Source organism: Chryseobacterium sp. KLBC 52, assembly GCF_003347605.1.
GTDB lineage: Bacteria > Bacteroidota > Bacteroidia > Flavobacteriales > Weeksellaceae > Chryseobacterium.
The window spans coordinates 183,512-202,708 of record NZ_QDFZ01000002.1; the positions used below are offsets into that span (position 1 = coordinate 183,512).

Below are 19,197 nucleotides of genomic sequence, written 5' to 3' on the forward strand. Positions count from 1 at the left end.
TAACAACAACCAATACAGAAGCTTTATTTATAATACATAACTATAATTCATACACATGATATTTTCACATAAAATTACAAAACTAAAACTGTTTTATTTTTTAAATAATACTTTTCTAACTATTAATGCTATTATCAAATTATAATCAATGGACTTATTGAAGGGAAGTGCTATAATCGCATTTGTTGTTGGATTTTGGGACAAAATAAAAACTTTTTTATGGATGATTCTTTCAACATTCATTCAAAAAGCAGAAATTAAAAATGATGATACGCATAATGAAGTAATTGGTTATTTGATTAAAAATTACAAAAAAGCTCGAAGCTATGATAAAGTTTACGGAGCTCAGTATGAATCTTTTAGAAATGGAAAATATGGATACGTTCCTTATGAAAAATTTGGAGATAATCTCATGATTTTCTTTTCACAAAAAAAATATTTTTTTAAATTAATTAGAGTTCCATTTCTTTTTACTAAAAATAGTGTAACATTTCTTAGTAATGATAGTAACCCCTCAGCTCATAGTGAGACTGAGAAAACGGTATCATATATTATTTCTATTCGAGGCAGCATCAATGTCTCTGAAATCGTCGAAAAAGCAATCCATTCAAGAAATAATATTAGTTGGAATATTGAAGAAACTGAAGAAAAGGCTAATAGATTTAATATCTATTATTTTCCAGAAAGAGAACACAATGGACAAGACAGAGGATATGCAGGATATAATGGTTATTCTTGGTATAGACAGAATAATTATAAATTATTGGGTGTTACTCAAGATGAATTAGGTCGTGAATTAAAAAATAATGGAAAAGCCTTAGATAACTTATTTTTTCCTGATGATGTCAAAGAATTAATTAGTATAATTGGCTTATGGGTTAAAAGTAAAAATTGGTATAAAGAAAAAAGCATTCCTTGGAAAAGAGGTTGGCTACTATATGGACCTCCTGGAACTGGAAAAACAGCACTTGCTAGGGCTTTTGCTGAAGATTTAGATTTACCTATTCATTTCTTTTCACTTGCCCAAATGTCTAATAATGATTTAATTAAATCATGGCAAAGTATGCAACTCAATATACCTTGTATTGCTTTGATTGAAGATATAGACAATGTTTTTAATAAAAGGAAAAATATAGCTCAATCTTCTAATCAACTTTTAGTCGGAAGCTTTTCAAGTCAAAACAATTCAAGTAATCATTCTGGAAATGAATCAAACAATGATCAACAAAATGAAATAAGAACTCCTCTTACTTTTGATACATTATTGAACTGCATAGACGGTGTAGATAAATCTGATGGTATCTTTACAATTATAACAACTAATGATATCACGAAAATTGATGAAGCAATAGGACAACCCAAAACTTTAGAAGATGGCACACAAGTTTTTATTTCTTCCAGACCTGGAAGAATTGATCGAGCAATTGAGTTAACATACATGTCAAGCGAAAACAAAATCAAAATGGCAGATAAAATATTATCTGATTTTCCTGATAAACTTCTAGAGATATATGAACATATCAAAAAAAACGAAAAAGAAACACCGGCTCAATTTCAAGAATATTGCGCTCAAATTGCATTGCAAGAATATTGGAAAATTAACGAATAAAATTAGTAGAATCCCCGCTCTGCAAAGTCTCCCGACTTTGTCCCCGCTACCGCACGACTGCATAGTGTTGTATAAACTTTTAGATCATACTATTAGAATATTTAAATAATACCCTCACTCCCCCATTTCCTATCCCCCAACTTTTACTTATATTTGTTTCTATAACGTACACAAATATGCAAAACAAAAAAATACATCAGGGGAGAAATATCAAGCGTTTTCGGGAGATGTTGGGCATCAAGCAGGAGGCTTTGGCTTTTGATCTTGGTGAAGACTGGAACCAGAAGAAGATTTCACTTTTGGAGCAGAAAGAAACTATTGAGGATCCTTTGCTGAAAAGGATTTCTGAGGTATTGAAAATTCCTGTGGAAGCTTTCCAGAATTTTGATGAGGAAGAAGCTGTAAATGTAATTGCCAATACTTTTGGCGATCACAGTATTGGATATCAGAAAAATGATAATCCTATTTTCAATCCTATTGAACAAGTGTTAAAACTACACGAAGAAAAAATTGCGCTGTACGAAAGAATGCTGAAAGAAAAAGATGAAATGATGGCCAGGCTGGAGCAGTTGATTCAGAAATAAAAAAACAAAACTAATAACCAACCCTTCATGAAACTCTATACTTTCATAGCAGCATTATTCTTGCTGTCCTTCAGCTGTGCAAAAAAAGACCAATACAGCGTCGGCCAGGAATGGAACTACAAAACCCGCCCCACAGAAAAAAGTTCTACCCTTACCATATTAAAAATTGAAGAATATCCTGAAACCGGAAAAGTGATTCATGTTTCCATCAGTGGTTTGAAGATGAAAAACCCTGCCAGCCCTACTGGATATGCAGAAAACCTCAGCCATCTTCCCATATCAGAAGAAGCTTTGAACAAAAGTGTCATCAGCCTGAAAAAAGAGGCCTACAAAAAACCGGACTCCCTTGAAATGGATGGTTATTCTTACTGGAAAAAAGAGTTTGATAAAGGAAATGCCGGGATATTTACGATTCCTGTTTCTGAGATCGTAAGTACAATGGAGAAATCTATTATTGCAGGAGATTATACTAAATAAAATACCTACATCACAAAGTCTCTGGACTTCAGAAACAAACTATATAATTTAGAATTATCCTTGATACTGGTATGAAAAACTTTAGTCTGATTTTAGCTTTATTACTTTTTTTATCTTGCAACCCACAGAAAAAATTGCAGGGAACCTATAAATCCAACAAAGCTGAATTTGGTTTCTTCGTCACCAAGATAGATTTTAAGAATAACAATGAATTTAATTACGTGTTTTCCGGAGATCTTCAACATCAGGAACTTTCCGGGCTTTATACGGTAAGCGGCCATAATTTGTATTTAAAATTCAATAAAAATAAAGAAGAGATCGAATCTGTACATGATTCATTAATAATAGCTGACATGTTATCCGGCAACTATAATAATTATGATTTAAAAAACGAAAACGGGATCAACTACCATTTAAAATATAAAATCAAAGGAAATAAGCTCTTTGTTTATGACATCAAAAGTGGGCAACTGAAAAGAAAATCAAAAGTATATACTAACCAAAGGAAGTATGTATTTTGGGGCACCCGGTGGAAATACCAAACAGTTTATCTTAAAAAAATATAGTCCTGGAATATTAATTTAATATCTAAATTAAAATCAGAATGAAAACGAATTGCAACAAATGTAAAAATGAAGTTATTACTCTAAAATTTTCTGAAGAACAAAAGCTTGATCTTTATATTTTGATGCAAAACGATTTAAAATTATTTGCTGAAAAAAAAATAATTGACGAATTCAATGTAGACAAAAATGAAGCAAAAATTATTATTCAACATGTAAACAATAGAAATGGCAGATGTGCAGCATGTGAGTTTGAAAAATTGAATGGAGAATATATTGAATGTCCCAATTGTGGTGCTTTTAATTATAATCTCAATGAACCAGTGTTTAATTTAGAATTTTGCAGTCATTTAGAATGGTCTCTGGATTTTAAAAACATTGAAAATGAAAATATAAAATATTATGCTAAGTCTTTTTGGTGTGATGGTATAAGTCATTTACCAGAAGACTCAAAATCTTTACTTTATCATAATATTGAAAAAAAAAGGCAAATAATAACAAAAGCCTGGATTGGATATAATGGCAATGAGATTTATGAAATGAAAATCAAGTTCGGGAAAAAAGCTATAGCAAATTATAAGAATAATAAAAGTTTAATCGAATGCATTCCAGGAAATAATGAAGTTCCGAATTGGATAAAGTTATTTATGGAGGATAAAAAGATTGAAATTCAATTAAAATAATAACTGTGGCCAACATGAGTTTGCATCACTGTAGATGGCAGTAACCTCGCTTTGCAAGTCTTCCGACTTGCGTCAATAAAAACAAAATCCACCAACACTCTAATTTTTATCCTCAAACTTTCTCTTATCTTTGTTTCAATAACGATCTGATCAATGTTGAATATGTAACACCAAAACAAAATATGGCAACAAAAGAAGAATTCTGGGACAGGAAAAAGAAATTAAATGATGATTTCTTCGTGATGGGCTCCGTAGCCAATCCTGCAACTGAAGAACAAATTAAAAGATATGAAGAAAGCACAGGGTTTAGCTTCAGTGAAGATGTTAAGGATTTTCTGACCTCATTCGGTTCCTTACTTTTTGAAGTGAAAGAAGAGATCTGGAAACGTCCCCAGGAATTTGATGTTCTTCCAGGCTGGAAATTCGGGTATGGCTTTTTTGTGTACGGACTTTCGCAGGATGAAGAAATGCCTTCATGGATGGGATTTGAAGAAAAACATCAGGAAGCCCTTGAATATAAACAAAAGCCACTGGGACAACTATTTTTTAAACGCAGTGGAAATCTCTACAGAGCCTATACCGACAACGGAATCATAAAAATTGAGTATGACAAATACGACGAGGAAGATTATGAAGTATTTGAAGGAAATATCTACGACTTCTTAATTGAAGAAATTAATAATTTAGAACAGGATTATCTGGAATACATCAACGAAGGAAAACCCTGATGGAGTTTTACACAACTTTATACCTCCTGATTTTAAGCTTCTAAAACAAAAACACTAAAACTTACTACCATTGAAAACAAAATTATTATTCCTGTCATTTTTGGGTTCCTTGCTGGCCCATGCACAAACACTTCATTTCCAGAAGCTCGCCGGTATGTCAGCAGGCAGAGGGGCGATAGCAAGTGTAATCGTGAATGATAATATTTATGTGTCCAATGGTTATAAAGCGGATGAAGAAGCCAATTATATTGAGAAATATAATATTACCGATAACAGTTGGAGTATTCTCAATACTACTCTAATTCCCAAAAGATTTGCTAATTCGGAAGCTTACCATAATAAGATCTATATTTTTAACGGTTTGGGGAACTGTCATCTTGAAATTTTAGATCTAGCAACCAATACCGTAACCGAAGGAGCAATGAATCCCTATTTTGCCAGCGGTTCCGGTTCTGTTATCTATAATGGCAAAATATATGTGTTTGGAGGCAGCGGGTTGAACGGGGCACCTATATATTCTGATAAATTTCAGTATTACGATATTGCTTCAGATACCTGGCACCCATTGCCGGATATGCCTGTAGCCAAAGAAACAAAAGGTAAAATTGTTAATAATAAACTGTATGTCATCGGTGGTTTTAACGAAGCTTCTTCTAATCTGATCGATGTTTACGACCTTAGTACGAATCGTTGGACCAATCAGTATAAAATGCCTGTTGGGATATCCGGGCACTCCTTGGCAGTAGCCGATAATAAAATTTTCATTGTGGGTGATTATAGTCATCAGGATTTTCTGGCCTATTTTGATACTGCTACCCATAAATTCTACCAGTTATCCTCCGATATGATTCCCCGAAGACACGCGGCAGCAGAAGTATATAATAATAGATTATACATCATTGGCGGAAATACAACCACTCTTCCATCTTCCTCTATTAAAAGTACACAAGTTGCAGAGATCAATGAAATAATGTTCAATTTGGATATCCCGTTATCTCCATAGACGAGAAAATCATCGATATCCAATTACCCAAAGTCAGGAAACTTTACGCCATTAAAAAATAAAATCCGAAGTCCTCTATTTCAGATTCAGCTTTTACATATATTTGTTTCTATTAATATGTAAAACAAACACGAAATCTTACTACCATTGAAAACAAAATTATTATTCCTGTCATTTTTAGGCTCATTGCTCGCCCATGCACAAACACTTCAATTTAAAACGCTCGCCAATATGTCTGCAGGCAGAGGAGCCATATCCAGTGTCATCGTAGACGACAATATCTATGTGAGCAACGGATATCAGGAAAGCGGAGGTAACGCCAATTTTATTGAAAAATATAATATTACAGACAACAAATGGAGTGTTCTCAATGCAACTATTAGTCCTAAAAAATTTGCTAATTCAGAGACTTACGATCATAAAATTTATATTTTTAACGGCTGGGGAAACAGCCATCTTGAAATTGTAGACCTTGAAACCCAGCAAGTAACAAAGGGAGCTGTGAACCGTTCCTATACCGGAAATGCTGGTTCTGCCATCCATAATGGCAAAATATATGTGTTCGGTGGCAGCGGGCTCAATGGTGCTGCAACCACTTCATTTTCCAACAGATTCCAATATTATGATATTGCTTCAGACACATGGCATCCATTACCGGATATGCCCAGCGCCAGAGAAGCAAAAGGTAAAATTGTGAATGATAAGCTTTATGTCATTGGTGGCTTTAATGGTACCTCATCCCGTTTGATCAATATCTACGATATCAATACCAATCGCTGGACCGATCAAATTACGATGCCAGCCGGGATATCAGGACATTCATTAGCGGTATCCGGTGATAAGATTTTTATGGCAGGAGGTTATAATAATCAGACTTTTCTGGCCTACTTTGATACCGCAACCAATAAATTCCACCAGCTGTCATCCAATATGATTCCCAGAAGACATGCTGCTGCAGAAGTATACAACAATAAATTATACATCATCGGCGGAAGTACAACGTCTGTAACCAAATCGGCTATTAAAAGTACACAGGCAGCTGATATTACCGAGATTGCCCTCTCTTCAAATACAGCCAAAGAAGATCATGAAACCAAAACAAGAGTATATACCAACGCATCGAAAGATGGTTTTTTCATCAGCAATAAAAATAACAGCAATCAATTTGAATTTACCGTCTACTCTTTAGATGGAAAGGAAATACACAAAGGTTTTGCTTACTATAATAAAACGATAGATTTATCCAAAGTAAAGCCCGGAAACTATATTTTCAGTTTTAAAAATGAGAAAGGAGTTTTACAGCAGGTTAAAATTTTCAGGTAATAGTATATTCACAGGATATAAATGAAAAATTAAGCACACAGCGTTCTCAAAACAAAACAATTGATGATAGACGAAATTTTAGTACAAAAAATGATTGAAGATGAAATTCATCCTGATTATACCATCTTCAGATATTATGAAACAGAGCTTTATATTTTTATTTTCTGGAAGCATAAAAAATATGATAAAGATGATGAAAGAGGAAAGTTAATTGGAGTTGGACCTATTGTTTTTGATAAAGCACAGAAGAATTATACCATTTTGGGTTCCGGATCAAACAATAGGCATTATTACAAACATTTGCCAGACAATCTCTTTGATGAATACAGAATCATCAATACTTTTGAAAGTATTAAAGCCGGAATTGTAAGGAGAAAGTATGTAAATACTGATGATGTTGACAGATTATGTCAAATTATAACTAATGGCTGGGCCAGTGTTGATTTTGACATGCATTATCCTGAAGATTATGATGTAGAAACTCATATTATTGCTGTTTTGAAAAACAAAGAACAACAAGATACCATCATCAACTTCTGGAATGAAATAGATTACCAATATAAAGTATTGAATGATAAGGAAATACTACTTTGGAAAACAAAAGACGAATAAAAAAATAAAAATCAGAAAAGACGGAATTCCTTATGATAAACAAAAACAAAAAAAAGATTATTTAAAAAAATGCTGATATTTCCTGAAAATGATGACCAGCTACTTACTAGAAAACAATTTGTTATCAGAAAGTTTAAAACAAAGATTGATTGATAATAAGAATAATAACCCATTTCTCTAAATCGCGGACCTTGTATCAATATTAGAAGAAATTTTATGAAAAAAAGACAATTTAAAAAACTGGACAATTCAGTTTCAAGCTTTCAATGGATAAAAAAGAAAAGTGAAAGATATTGGCAGAAAGTGGATCTGATGGAATGCTGGGGATTCCAGATTCAGGAAGGAAGCAAATGGAAAAAAGGATTATCAGAATCTGAATTAGAAGATTTTCAGAACCAACTGAACATCACCTTTCCGGAGTCGTTAAAAAACTATTACAGAACAATGAATGGTCTTGACAAACCGGGAATAGATAACAATGGCGGCGAAGGAGAAATTGATTTTGGTCCTAAATTTTATTCATACCCTGATGACATTCCCATCATAAAAGCAAGAATTGAATGGATCATGGAAGCCAACCGCGTGACGGAAGATATTATGAAGAACCAAAATGTACCTCCAATTATCCCCTATTTAGGACATCGGTTTTTAATACTGGATCATGAAGAAAATGTTCTTTCAATGTTTGGTGATGATATTATATTCTGGGGCGGCAATTTATCAAAAGGAATTGCACAAGATATTTTCCCAATTCATCATGCTGAAAAAAAGAAAATTGATACAAGCTCATTCTGGAACAAAAAAATTGGGTAGTTAAAAAGCAGTTTTCTGCTCTGGTAATAAAATATCAGAAGTTAAAACATTTTCAAAATCCTCTATTTAGAGGTAAAAACATTTATAATACATGAAAAAAGCATTTGAATTTCTCACCCATTTAAAAGAAAATAACAACCGGGAATGGTTTGCCAGACATAAATCTGAATACGATGTCATTGTAAAAGAAAACAAAGTTTTTTTTAATCAGATTTATACCGAACTTCAGGAATATGATAACCTGAAAGGAATGCATATTTTCAGAATTTACAATGATGTACGTTTTTCCAAAAACAAAGCACCTTATAAAACCAATTTCGGAGTAGGATATTCCCGCTCGAAACCTATGTTGAGAGGTGGGTATTATATTCAGCTGGAACCGGGCAACAGTTTTGTAGGCGGCGGATTCTGGGGGCCTGAAGCCAAAGATTTACTTCGCATCCGTAAAGAATTTGAAATCAGCAGCTCAGAAATTGAAAAAATTACCTCAGATACAACTTTTATACAATATTTTGGAGAACTTAAAGGAGACGCTGTAAAAACAGCTCCTCGTGGGTTTGATAAAAATCATCCGGCTATTGATCTGATCAGGAAAAAACAATTCCTTGTGATGCGGCAATTTACAGATAAGGAGGTTTTATCAGACAACTTTCAAAAAGAAGTCCTCCTGACTTTAATTGCCATGAGACCTTTTTTTGATTATATGAGTGAAATTCTGACCACGGATATGAACGGGGAACCTTTATTTTAAAAAGCCATGAAAAAAATGTCCTTATTCATTTTTACAGCTTTTATAATATTGAGTTGTTCTGATCATTCTCAGAAGACAAAATCTATGGATTTTCGCAGTTTTAGACTTCAGGCTCCTAAAGACTGGAGCAAACTGAAAATGGATGCTTACGATAGTAATGCCGGAATTATCATCACAAAAAATAATGATTCGATTTTCTACGATTACGGACCTTATTCCTATTCATTAGAAGAAAATGTCACGATTATTAGCAGAAAAGATTTCAACGAACTTCTAGCAGTGAATCCAAAAGCTGATACAACACAATTTATTGTCATTGATAAAAATACAAATAGAGAAGATTTTATCAAAAGTAAAATAACTTATAAAAATATTGATGGGTACAAGGCAAAAATATTGGAACCCAAACAAGTGGGAAAAGGAATGACAGGAGTTTATATCGACAGCCTTAAAACTGGATCTATAGGAAATATCAAGTTCAATTTATATGGCATTAATCTGAAGAAAGAAAGTCAGGCAGAACTTTTAAAGGCAATTCATACATTACAGTTTAGAAAATAATATAACTAAGAATTATGTTCTATGACATTGAATAAAATCTCTCTAATAAGGATTTCCCATTAACTTTTTTATATTTTTGCTCTGCTGAAAAATTAATAAAACCATGAAACTTTGTATTTTAACCTTCCTGCTTTGCATTTTCAATATTACATATGCACAGGAAAAAGAATATCCATCCATCAAAAAAGGAGATTTTCCGGAAGGTATTTATATGACTCTGGAGGATGTTTTAAATAAACAACCATCTTCAACTGAAGAGGTCTATTTCAAAGCCTGTGAAAAGTGTGATTCTCTTGATATGCCGGAAAAAGCATTCTTTTATTTCAAACAAAAAAATAAAAGGGTAAAAGTTCCATTAGCTGTTTCGCATAAAGGAGAAATGTATTTTCAGACCTATAGAAAATATACCAATAAGAAAGACAACGGATATGATCCTGACCAGTATTCAAGGTTTTGCAAAGTTCTGAACTATGGAAGATTCATTTATTTTGAAGAAAATATGAAAGGCTTATGGTCCAAGGCTTTTTTAGGAGCATTAAGTCCTCTTACCTACTCTATCAATGGAAAAACCAAAGGAATTGTTTTAGATCTGGACAATAAGGAATTTAATATTCTGCAAGATTGTGATGATTTAAATGATTTCCTATCTAAACACGACATTCCTGAATTTCAATGTAATTCAGAAACCTTTACCATTGGAGATTTGAGAACAAAAATTGAAGAAATTAATCTGCCTTACCGCTAAGCTGATGAACAAGCTTACGTTTATAACTCCGATGAAATCCAGGCTTTTTTTACTTTTTCTAATAATATTTTCTGTGAAAATAGCTGCCTGCAAATGCAATGGCACTCCTACGTTAAAATCTTCATTTGACAGTGCTGATTTTGTTTTTATTGGTGAAATATATGATATTACAGAAGTTCCTTCTGGATTTAAAACGGTCCAGAATATTCTAAGTAAAGTAAAAATCAATAAGACCTACAAATCGGATTCCTATGATGGATTTTATACACACAATGCTACCCTTTTCGGATCTCCGCTGCATTCCTGCGATGTTCTTTTTACCCAAAAAGGGAAATATCTGATTTTCGCATATGATGAAAAAGATACCGGATTTCTCTACTCTGACCAATGTTTTATTCAAAAAAAACTGGATGAGCTTTCTCCGGAAGAATTAAAAGAACTGGAGTCTTTAAGTTCTCAGTATAAAAAATTATCTGAAAACTCTGATATCTCCAATGCTCCTGAACTCACAGATTTGATTGTGGACAGCTCCAATCAATCCGATAGAAAAATTAAAGAACAAAAAAGAGAAATATCAATACTCCATCAACAGAATAACAGGTATAAAATCATCATTTATATTTCTATTTTTGTGATCGTTATGTTTCTTATAGCACTAAGCTTTATGCGCAGAAAAACACAGCGTTGAAATGAATTTTAAGAGACTCAAAACCTAAATCAATCTTATTAAACATGAAAAAAATAATACTAGACCTTGCCACAACATTGGACGGATTTATTGAAGGACCCAACGGAGAAACCGACTGGTGTATCATGGATGATGATATGGATTTTGATGGGTTTCTTTCCGGCATAGACACTATTTTCTATGGAAGAGTAAGCTATGACGCCTGGGGAAATTATCAACCGGAAGAAAATGCAATGGTGGAAGAACAAAAACTTTGGGAAGCAGTTCATTCAAAGAATAAATTTGTCTTTTCCAGTCAGAACCGAGAAGATGAAAATGCCATTTTTATCAGTTCTGATATTGTGGAAAAAGTTTCGGAAATAAAAAACCAGGGAGGAAAAGACATCTGGTTGTATGGAGGAGCAAGTCTTATTAAAACCTTTATTCAGGAGAATCTTATCGATACCTACAGAATATCTGTTCACCCAATTGCTCTGGGAAAAGGAAAACCTCTTTTTGAAGATTTAAAAGAAAGACTGAATCTAAAATTGGTAAAAACCAATGTTTTCAAATCCGGTGTAGTACAGCTTATTTATGAGGTTTAAATAAAAATAATCAAACAAATCATAAAAAAACTTGCTCTAAAGATAGATGATTATGCCGGTCACCATTGAAATAAAAAACAGAACCAATTGGGCTGTAACCATTATATTGGGGTTAGGTTTGTTCATACTTTCTCTTATTATTCTGATTATTATTCCTCTTTTCAGCATCCAGGCAGAAGGTTTCTTTTTTATTATAAACTACATTTCATTTGCTACTCCTTTTGCCGCATTTTTTATACTATTTCTATATATCTGGTTATGGAATACTTTTGGAAAAACAATCTTTAGCGTTGAACCCGAAAAAATAACAGTACGATATAAAAACAAATTGTTTACAAGTCCCAGAATCTATTTAAAAAAAGAAATTGATCAGATTTTGGTAAAAGATTTTCAGGTAGAAAAATATAAATTCGGAGTTCGGTATCATCTTTCTCTGACTGGTTCAACCTATTCTGTTGTTTTTATACAAAATGGCAACGAAATAAGAGTTATCAACTTGATCACCGAAACCAAAGCCAGTGAAATAACAGATGAAATAAAAAACATGTGGTATTAAACGATCAATCAAAGCACCGCATCTGTATCTCAAAAGTAAAAAGAACTACTGTTAAACCTTACTGTTTTAATGCTGCGGTACACCTTCTTCATTCACAGAAATCCATAAAGCCTGCATTCACAAATTAAAAAATACACATTTTCAAGCCGTTTTGTTTTCAAAGCGGTTTTTATTTTGAATATCCATTACTATTTTTTATTATTTTTATCTCACACAAAATCAAACACAAAATAGAATCTATGCCCCATTTTATAATAGATTGTTCGCAGGATATTCTTCAGCAGAGAGCACCCGATGAATTGATGGATGCCGTTTATGAAGCGGCAGACGGAACAGGACTGTTTGCTCCCAATGATATCAAGGTAAGACTTCACCCCTATCAGTATCACAAATTAGGCACAGGTAAGAAAAATTTTCTACATGTGTTTGGGTATATCATGCAGGGACGCAATACAGAACAAAAAGCTAATCTTTCCAAGCAGATCTGTACCCAGATTTCAGAATTGCTGCCTGATATTTCTTTTCTTTCTGTCAATATCAATGATTTCGAAGCAGCAACATACAGCAACAAAGCACTCATCAATCCTGAAAATTCAGGCCAGGACAGGCATTTTGGTTTATAACACTCACCTTTACACACACAACTAAACATTAATAATATGAGCTTAAAAACATTAGTCAGCAAAAGTGCACAGTACAACAATTGGGTAGTCAATAAATATATCGACTGGTTATCTACAAAGTCTGATGAACAGCTTAACCAGGAAACTATTTCCAGTTTTCCGACAATTTTAAAAACATTACACCACATCTGGCAAACTCAGGAATATTGGTGGAGTCATATTTCTGAAAAAGATGATTTTGATTTTGTAAAAACAACAGAGACTACCAGCAAAGAGGATGTTTTCAATGCCATAAAAAACAATTCACAGAAACTGGTAGATTATGTGGAAAGTTTATCTGAAGAAGATCTTTCAAAAAATGTAAAGATAGAATCCCAATGGTTTCAGTGTGATTTTTCAAAATATGAATATATCCAGCATGCTATACTTCACGGAACATATCACAGAGGACAAATTGTAACAATGGGAAGAAATATAGGAATCACTGATGCTCCTATGACCGATTTTAATTTCTGGAATATTTATAAAGACAAAGAATAAAAGGTATATCTTTCTATCACTTTAAAAATATAGTAATTTATAGCTTCTTTCCATCATTATGACCACTACAACCATAGAACTCGATTTATTTCAGGAGAACATCAAACATCTTTCAACTAATGAGTTCGGAAATTTTATTGCCATTACCTCCGGGAACAGAGTTATAATCTCTGGTACAGAAACACCATTAGAGTTAGGAGTGGATATCTTAATGGCTAGAATCATTAATGAAGAAAAAATTTTAATTATACTTGATCGTCCAAACACCATAGAAAATGCTTTAATCATTGACTATACAGGGAAGCCTTTTGTAAAATTTAATATTGGAACTTCAATTAATGACATTAAGATCAATGGTAAAAAAATAATAGTCTCATATTTTGATGAAGGTGTTTTACAAGGTGATAAACCTGACTGTGATGCATTGGCTGTATTCAATCTTAAAGGGGAACAAGTTTTTGGTTTTAATTCAGGTAATTTACAAGACCAGCTTATCGATTGCTATTGTGTTGCCAATTGGGGGAATGGAAAAATTATTTTTAATGGTTATGGAAATTTTTCTTTGCAGGAATTGGATGTAAACACTTTCAATCTTGTCAGTTATGAAATTCCATCTGTTTGCATAGGTGCTCAATCTGTATCTACAAAAGCGGACAATATTGTATTTCATTCAACCTATAAAGACAAAACGAGTTTTCTTGTCTGGAATCTACATTCGGGGGAGATCAGTCAAATAAGTTCTGATTTTAAAAATGTTCTGTCTACCGAAAATGGCTGTTTTTACCAAGTTTATAAAAAATCATTTACGATCATTAATCCATTGGAATTTTAAATTTTGTGGATAAGTATAGCACGGTCTTTCGGAATAGCAAGAAAAAAAAATTATATATCTCTGATTTTAAAATAATTGAATCAAAAACAATCCGTTATCCACATCTTTAAATAGTTGTGGATAACTTTTCCATGTTTAATGTATGTCTGTGGATAAACTATGGATAAGTTTTTGACTTCCTCTAAATAACCCAATAATTAATTGCTTTTCAATATTTTACAAAACATATTATTTTTTGTGATATTTCCACAATAGAAAATCAGGTGGATAACTTTTGTGGATAAGTTATCCACATTTTTTTTACCATAACCCTACTCCTGCAATTGTTTTAAATTCTATAGAATGAACATTTATTCATAATCTATTATGAATATTTTTTTATAAATTGCATTAAAAACAAATCACCAATAAAAGAAATAATATACATAAGTGAATTACATTCAGTAAATTAAAAACATATTTGCAAAAAAACAATATCAATATAATGAAAATATAATTTACCATTTCTGAATGTTCACTTAAAAATCAACAAAACAGCACAAACCAGAAAATAGTATTATACACCATGATGAAAAAGTTATCCACAATGAAAACAAATACAATAACCCAATACCCTCATTCAAATGACAACAACAGACATCATGGAAAGCATTATCCCTTACCTTGGGGAAACAGCACCTTACATTTCAATTCCTGAAAACTGTATTTTCAGAGATCATAAGATCGAGACCGAAATAAGTGAATGGAATTTTGAGAATGAAAATTATGCCCAACTGATCAAATTATTATTTTCGTTAGGAAGTCTCAGCCTGTATAAAGCTCTTAATGATGAGAGTAAAGAAAAAATTTATTTCCTTGGCGAAAAAATCAGGATCAGAAAATTATCATATGATGAACCAAAATCAGTAATTATTGCCAGCGAAAGCATTCTTGAATCTGATAGAAAAGGGAAATCTCATATTCATATAAGAGACAACTATTCCAAAGAGCTGCTTTATTCTGCAGAGCTGGATTACTATGTTATTACCCGTGAAGCATTCGAACTTTTTTATAAAGATTTGCTGAGTACGGTTCCGGTAGAATATCATGACAAAAATCTTCCCGGGAGTAAAATAATCAATACAGAAAAACCTCATCATTTTACGATTTCAACAGAACCTTTTACTCCTAATCAATGCAAGGGGCATTTTGACAATCATCCTATTGTACCGTTTGTGTTTATAACTCAATGTATTTTAAAGGAAATATTCAATTTTCTCGGTAATGAAATGTCATACGAAATAGAAAGCTTTGAGGGATACGCCTCTAATGCACTGCCAACAGGAATCATTTTCCTTACCGAAGTCTTTCATCAACGGTATTTAAAAAATCTTTTTTATTTTAAATGTGAGGTAAGCGACACTTCCGGAAATCCGTATGGAGTGGTCATTTTTACGATCAAATCGAAAAAATAAACTATCAGGTAAAACTGCATTATCGTAATGTTTAATTATTCATCGTTTAACATTTCGTACATTAGATTTTACAATAAAACAGACCAATACACTCAATTTCATATGGAAAAATACGCAATATCATCAGACGGCCAGAAAATTCATTACAAAGAATCCGGAAACGGAAGTACCACATTGATTTTCATCCACGGATGGCTCGGAAATACGGAATGGTGGACAGATCAGCAAAAATATTTCAGCAGCCAATATCATATTGTACAAATAGATCTTGCCGGACATGGAAAATCCAGTGTTACCAGAAAGGAATGGACGAGTGCAAAATATGCAGAAGACATCAAAGCTGTGGCTGATGCTATCGATTCTAATGAAATCATTCTTATAGGGCACTCCATGTCCGGAGCTTATGTTCTGGAAGCTTCATTGAAAATACCAAAAGTAAAAGCCATAATTCTGATCGATACATTGAAAAACCTCGATGAGTCCTATACCGAAGAACAGGCTGAAGAAGCGCTTTCTCAATATGGAAAGGATTTCAAATACACTGTAGAAAACATTTTGCCTCAATTTTTATTCGCTGAAGGAACACCTCTTGCAGTAAAAGAAAGGGTACAGCATGAATTTCTTCAACATGAACCAGAACTGGCAATCAATGCGCTATGGCCTTTATATAGAACCGATTTCAACAAGTTTGCAAAACAAATTCAGGTACCTGTTATAGCTGTTAATTCCGATGCCTCTCCTACTGATATTGAAGCTAACCGCAAATATTTAAAAGACTATGATTATGTTACCATTGAAGGCGTTGGACATTATCCTATGCTGGAAAAACCTACTGAATTCAATGCTATTCTTGATGAAGTGATCAAAAAACTAATCCAATAATTAAAGATGCAGAATACCAGAATCTTTGCAACAGCATTCTCAAGTGTTTATCCACATTACATTCAAAAAGCAGAAAAAAAGGGACGTACCAGGGAAGAGGTACATGAAATCATATTCTGGCTGACCGGATATCATGAAAAGGAATTACAGGAAATATTAAACAATAAAACTGATTTCAAAACTTTCTTTGAACAGGCTCCACGGATCAATCCCAATGTTGCTTTGATCAAAGGAGCCATTTGTGGATATCGGGTGGAAGAAATTGGAGATGAACTGATGAGAAATATCCGTTATCTGGATAAGCTGATTGATGAATTGGCAAAGGGAAAGAAAATGGAAAAAATACTAAGAACAAACTAAAGATATCAATTCAAAAAGAATCATTCTTTAAATATGATTAAAAACGCTTCTCCAATTCAAAAAACTTCCCGAAATTAGCGGACTGTGCGTTAAATACTATTCAATGAAATAAAAATTTAAATTACAACATACAGCAAACTTAGTATAAGTTTTCTTCGGGGCAGGGTGAAATTCCCTACCGGCGGTTACAGTCCGCGACTCCTTTCTTATGAAGGGACTGATCTGGTGAAATTCCGGAACCGACAGTTAAAGTCTGGATGGGAGAAGAAAATGAGATGACCAATAAGATTCCTTATGGACTCTTGTTGCGTTGTATTTCATTTCCATGTACCGAAGAGTATTTTAACTTTTAAAAGTAAAATAACATGGAAAAATTATTAGAACAATTCGGAGCTACCTCCAGAGAACGTGTAGAAAAAGCACTTCAGACATTACAACAGGGAAAAGGAATTCTTTTAGTAGATGACGAAAATCGCGAAAACGAAGGCGATATCATCTTTCCCGCTTCCACTATTACAGAACAGGACATGGCACTTCTGATCCGCGAATGCAGCGGTATCGTATGCTTATGTATTTCTGAGGAAAAAAGCCGCCACCTCAACCTTCGTCCGATGGTGGAAAACAACAATTCAAAAAATCAAACCGCATTCACCATTTCTATTGAAGCCAGAGAAGGAGTGGAATCAGGTGTTTCAGCAAAAGACCGTGTAACAACAATCAGAACAGCCGTCGCATCAAATGCACAGGCAGAGCATATTGCAAGCCCCGGTCATGTATTTCCCTTAATTGCAAGAGAAGGTGGAGTATTTGACAGACGTGGCCATACTGAAGGCAGCGTAGACCTTGTAAAAATGGCTAACCTGGGTAACGATGCTGTACTTTGTGAACTAACGAATGAAGACGGTTCTATGGCAAGGCTTCCTGAAATTGTGGACTTTGCCCTCAAAAAAGGAATGAGCGTCGTGACCATCGAGGATATTTATGCTTATCGTAAAATGATAATAAGCAACTAAACATACACATTTTTAACGCACAGACCGCCTGTTGATCCGATCAACAGGCGTTTTTATTAAAAATTCAACTAAATTCTCATTAATTTAATAATTGAATACTATTTTTTATTTATTTTTAACAAAAAAATTCTTGACTATGAAAAAATCTTTACTCCTTTTACTAGGAGCATCTGCCATGTTTTCTGCGCAGATCACGCTTACAAAAGCAGCCAATGACCCTATTTCAGGAAACGTTATCAATTACAATAACACAGCTGGCACCGTAAACAACTCTGCAACAGGACCAAACGCAACATTTTCAAATGGAGGTCTTACGATGGGAGCAGCATCGCAAACAAGCTATTCAACTCCTACTGCCACTGAAATAGCAACTTTCCCGGGTTCCAATATTAAAATGGCAGACGGCGCAACAATAGTTTACTATAAAGCGTCTTCGACTAAACTGGAAATCACAGGAATGGTAAATCCACAGGCAACTTTAAACTTTAGCGTGGACAACGGTACTCATATTAATTATCCAACAACTTACGGACCGGCTCAAAACGATACTGCCAAAGGTACTTTCTCCTCATCTTCTGCCAGCGGACTGTTTAGTGGTACAATGACTGCCATTGCTGATGCATATGGAACTTTAATTATAGGTAATCAAACATACAGTAATGTTCTTAGAGTAAAATTCACACAGAATCTTAATCTATATTCATCACTAGATGTTACTTATTCTAACCCTATTGGAGCAATAGTCAATACAGCTTATTCTTATTACGATGCTTCTCACAGATATGCACTGCTTAATTCGACAAGCGGAAACATCAGCATTCCACTGTTGAGCATCAACCAGAATGTAAAAACTACATTTGCATTAAGTGAAACATTTCTGGCCGTAAACAATGCTGCAAAAAAAGAAAACCTAGTGGTATATCCAAACCCTGCTCAGGATTTTATCGGTTTCAAAGGAAATACGGATAATTATTCTAAAGCAAATATTTACAGTCTGGATGGTAAGCTGGTTAAAACTTCAGAGGTAAAATCCGGAAACATTCAGATCTCAGATCTTCCACCAGCATCTTATTTCATTGAGGTCAGTGGAAAAAATGCTGCAGAAACAAAGAATACAAAATTCATCAAGAAATAATAAAAATGCCCGCTCCAATGAGCGGGATTTTTTTTTGTAAGGAAGCAGGAGGAAGGAGGTTGGAAGCTATTTTAGTCT

The 19,197-nt window shown here is 33.6% G+C and carries 24 protein-coding genes and 1 riboswitch; all 24 genes read left to right on the forward strand.

Features of this window, described 5'->3' with window-relative positions:
- The first annotated feature begins 148 nt into the window (after positions 1-148).
- The 24 genes from DDF69_RS02400 to DDF69_RS02515 all read left to right on the forward strand — a co-directional run bounded on the left by DDF69_RS02400 (position 149) and on the right by DDF69_RS02515 (position 19,119).
- Entirely contained in the window at positions 149-1,609 is a 1,461-nt protein-coding gene (locus DDF69_RS02400) for an AAA family ATPase (protein ID WP_114819373.1), read from the forward strand.
- A gap of 176 nt (positions 1,610-1,785) precedes the next feature.
- The gene (locus tag DDF69_RS02405) at positions 1,786-2,193 is read left to right on the forward strand and encodes a helix-turn-helix transcriptional regulator (protein ID WP_114819374.1); all 408 of its coding nucleotides are present in this window, start codon (positions 1,786-1,788) and stop codon (positions 2,191-2,193) included.
- Between the two features lie 27 nt (positions 2,194-2,220).
- Positions 2,221-2,670 (forward strand): hypothetical protein, encoded by a 450-nt coding sequence (locus tag DDF69_RS02410; RefSeq protein WP_114819375.1) that lies wholly within the window; start codon positions 2,221-2,223, stop codon positions 2,668-2,670.
- Positions 2,671-2,741: 71 nt separating this feature from the next.
- The gene (locus tag DDF69_RS02415; protein ID WP_114819376.1) at positions 2,742-3,236 is read left to right on the forward strand and encodes a hypothetical protein; all 495 of its coding nucleotides are present in this window, start codon (positions 2,742-2,744) and stop codon (positions 3,234-3,236) included.
- A 38-nt stretch (positions 3,237-3,274) separates the two neighbouring features.
- Entirely contained in the window at positions 3,275-3,916 is a 642-nt protein-coding gene (locus DDF69_RS02420; protein WP_114819377.1) for a hypothetical protein, read from the forward strand.
- Positions 3,917-4,098: 182 nt separating this feature from the next.
- Positions 4,099-4,644, forward strand: a complete 546-nt coding sequence (locus DDF69_RS02425) for a hypothetical protein (RefSeq protein WP_114819378.1) — start codon at positions 4,099-4,101, stop codon at positions 4,642-4,644.
- A gap of 70 nt (positions 4,645-4,714) precedes the next feature.
- A complete protein-coding gene (locus tag DDF69_RS02430) occupies positions 4,715-5,647 on the forward strand; it encodes a Kelch repeat-containing protein (protein WP_114819379.1) in 933 nt (310 codons plus the stop codon).
- Between the two features lie 147 nt (positions 5,648-5,794).
- Positions 5,795-6,970, forward strand: coding sequence for a T9SS C-terminal target domain-containing protein (locus DDF69_RS02435; RefSeq protein ID WP_162800855.1), 1,176 nt, complete (start codon positions 5,795-5,797; stop codon positions 6,968-6,970).
- Positions 6,971-7,033: 63 nt separating this feature from the next.
- Positions 7,034-7,582, forward strand: a complete 549-nt coding sequence (locus DDF69_RS02440; RefSeq protein ID WP_162800856.1) for a hypothetical protein — start codon at positions 7,034-7,036, stop codon at positions 7,580-7,582.
- A gap of 216 nt (positions 7,583-7,798) precedes the next feature.
- The gene (locus DDF69_RS02445) at positions 7,799-8,395 is read left to right on the forward strand and encodes an SMI1/KNR4 family protein (protein ID WP_114819382.1); all 597 of its coding nucleotides are present in this window, start codon (positions 7,799-7,801) and stop codon (positions 8,393-8,395) included.
- A gap of 91 nt (positions 8,396-8,486) precedes the next feature.
- Positions 8,487-9,146, forward strand: a complete 660-nt coding sequence (locus tag DDF69_RS02450) for a DUF2461 domain-containing protein (protein WP_114819383.1) — start codon at positions 8,487-8,489, stop codon at positions 9,144-9,146.
- Positions 9,147-9,230: 84 nt separating this feature from the next.
- On the forward strand, positions 9,231-9,707 hold the full coding sequence (locus DDF69_RS02455) for a hypothetical protein (protein WP_162800857.1): 477 nt from the start codon (positions 9,231-9,233) through the stop codon (positions 9,705-9,707).
- A gap of 103 nt (positions 9,708-9,810) precedes the next feature.
- Positions 9,811-10,452 carry a hypothetical protein gene (locus tag DDF69_RS02460; RefSeq protein ID WP_114819385.1) on the forward strand — a complete coding sequence of 214 codons (642 nt, stop codon included), beginning with the start codon at positions 9,811-9,813 and terminating at the stop codon, positions 10,450-10,452.
- Positions 10,424-11,140 carry a hypothetical protein gene (locus tag DDF69_RS02465; protein ID WP_162800858.1) on the forward strand — a complete coding sequence of 239 codons (717 nt, stop codon included), beginning with the start codon at positions 10,424-10,426 and terminating at the stop codon, positions 11,138-11,140. Before DDF69_RS02460 ends, DDF69_RS02465 begins: the two co-directional genes overlap by 29 nt.
- Before the next feature lie 44 nt (positions 11,141-11,184).
- The gene (locus tag DDF69_RS02470; RefSeq protein WP_114819387.1) at positions 11,185-11,724 is read left to right on the forward strand and encodes a dihydrofolate reductase family protein; all 540 of its coding nucleotides are present in this window, start codon (positions 11,185-11,187) and stop codon (positions 11,722-11,724) included.
- Between the two features lie 52 nt (positions 11,725-11,776).
- Positions 11,777-12,280 carry a hypothetical protein gene (locus DDF69_RS02475; RefSeq protein ID WP_114819388.1) on the forward strand — a complete coding sequence of 168 codons (504 nt, stop codon included), beginning with the start codon at positions 11,777-11,779 and terminating at the stop codon, positions 12,278-12,280.
- A 239-nt stretch (positions 12,281-12,519) separates the two neighbouring features.
- On the forward strand, positions 12,520-12,903 hold the full coding sequence (locus DDF69_RS02480; protein ID WP_114819389.1) for a 5-carboxymethyl-2-hydroxymuconate Delta-isomerase: 384 nt from the start codon (positions 12,520-12,522) through the stop codon (positions 12,901-12,903).
- Between the two features lie 36 nt (positions 12,904-12,939).
- A complete protein-coding gene (locus DDF69_RS02485) occupies positions 12,940-13,443 on the forward strand; it encodes a DinB family protein (RefSeq protein WP_034696167.1) in 504 nt (167 codons plus the stop codon).
- A 58-nt stretch (positions 13,444-13,501) separates the two neighbouring features.
- Positions 13,502-14,275: a hypothetical protein gene (locus DDF69_RS02490; RefSeq protein ID WP_114819390.1), complete on the forward strand. Its 774-nt coding sequence runs from the start codon at positions 13,502-13,504 to the stop codon at positions 14,273-14,275.
- 623 nt (positions 14,276-14,898) lie between these two features.
- Entirely contained in the window at positions 14,899-15,729 is an 831-nt protein-coding gene (locus DDF69_RS02495; RefSeq protein WP_162800859.1) for a hypothetical protein, read from the forward strand.
- Positions 15,730-15,831: 102 nt separating this feature from the next.
- Positions 15,832-16,611: an alpha/beta fold hydrolase gene (locus tag DDF69_RS02500; RefSeq protein ID WP_114819392.1), complete on the forward strand. Its 780-nt coding sequence runs from the start codon at positions 15,832-15,834 to the stop codon at positions 16,609-16,611.
- A gap of 6 nt (positions 16,612-16,617) precedes the next feature.
- Positions 16,618-16,971: a DUF2200 domain-containing protein gene (locus DDF69_RS02505; RefSeq protein ID WP_114819393.1), complete on the forward strand. Its 354-nt coding sequence runs from the start codon at positions 16,618-16,620 to the stop codon at positions 16,969-16,971.
- Positions 16,972-17,118: 147 nt separating this feature from the next.
- Positions 17,119-17,244: riboswitch (FMN riboswitch) on the forward strand.
- A gap of 92 nt (positions 17,245-17,336) precedes the next feature.
- Positions 17,337-17,984: a 3,4-dihydroxy-2-butanone-4-phosphate synthase gene (gene ribB / locus DDF69_RS02510; protein ID WP_114819394.1), complete on the forward strand. Its 648-nt coding sequence runs from the start codon at positions 17,337-17,339 to the stop codon at positions 17,982-17,984.
- Positions 17,985-18,120: 136 nt separating this feature from the next.
- A complete protein-coding gene (locus DDF69_RS02515; protein ID WP_114819395.1) occupies positions 18,121-19,119 on the forward strand; it encodes a T9SS type A sorting domain-containing protein in 999 nt (332 codons plus the stop codon).
- Positions 19,120-19,197 lie beyond the last annotated feature (78 nt).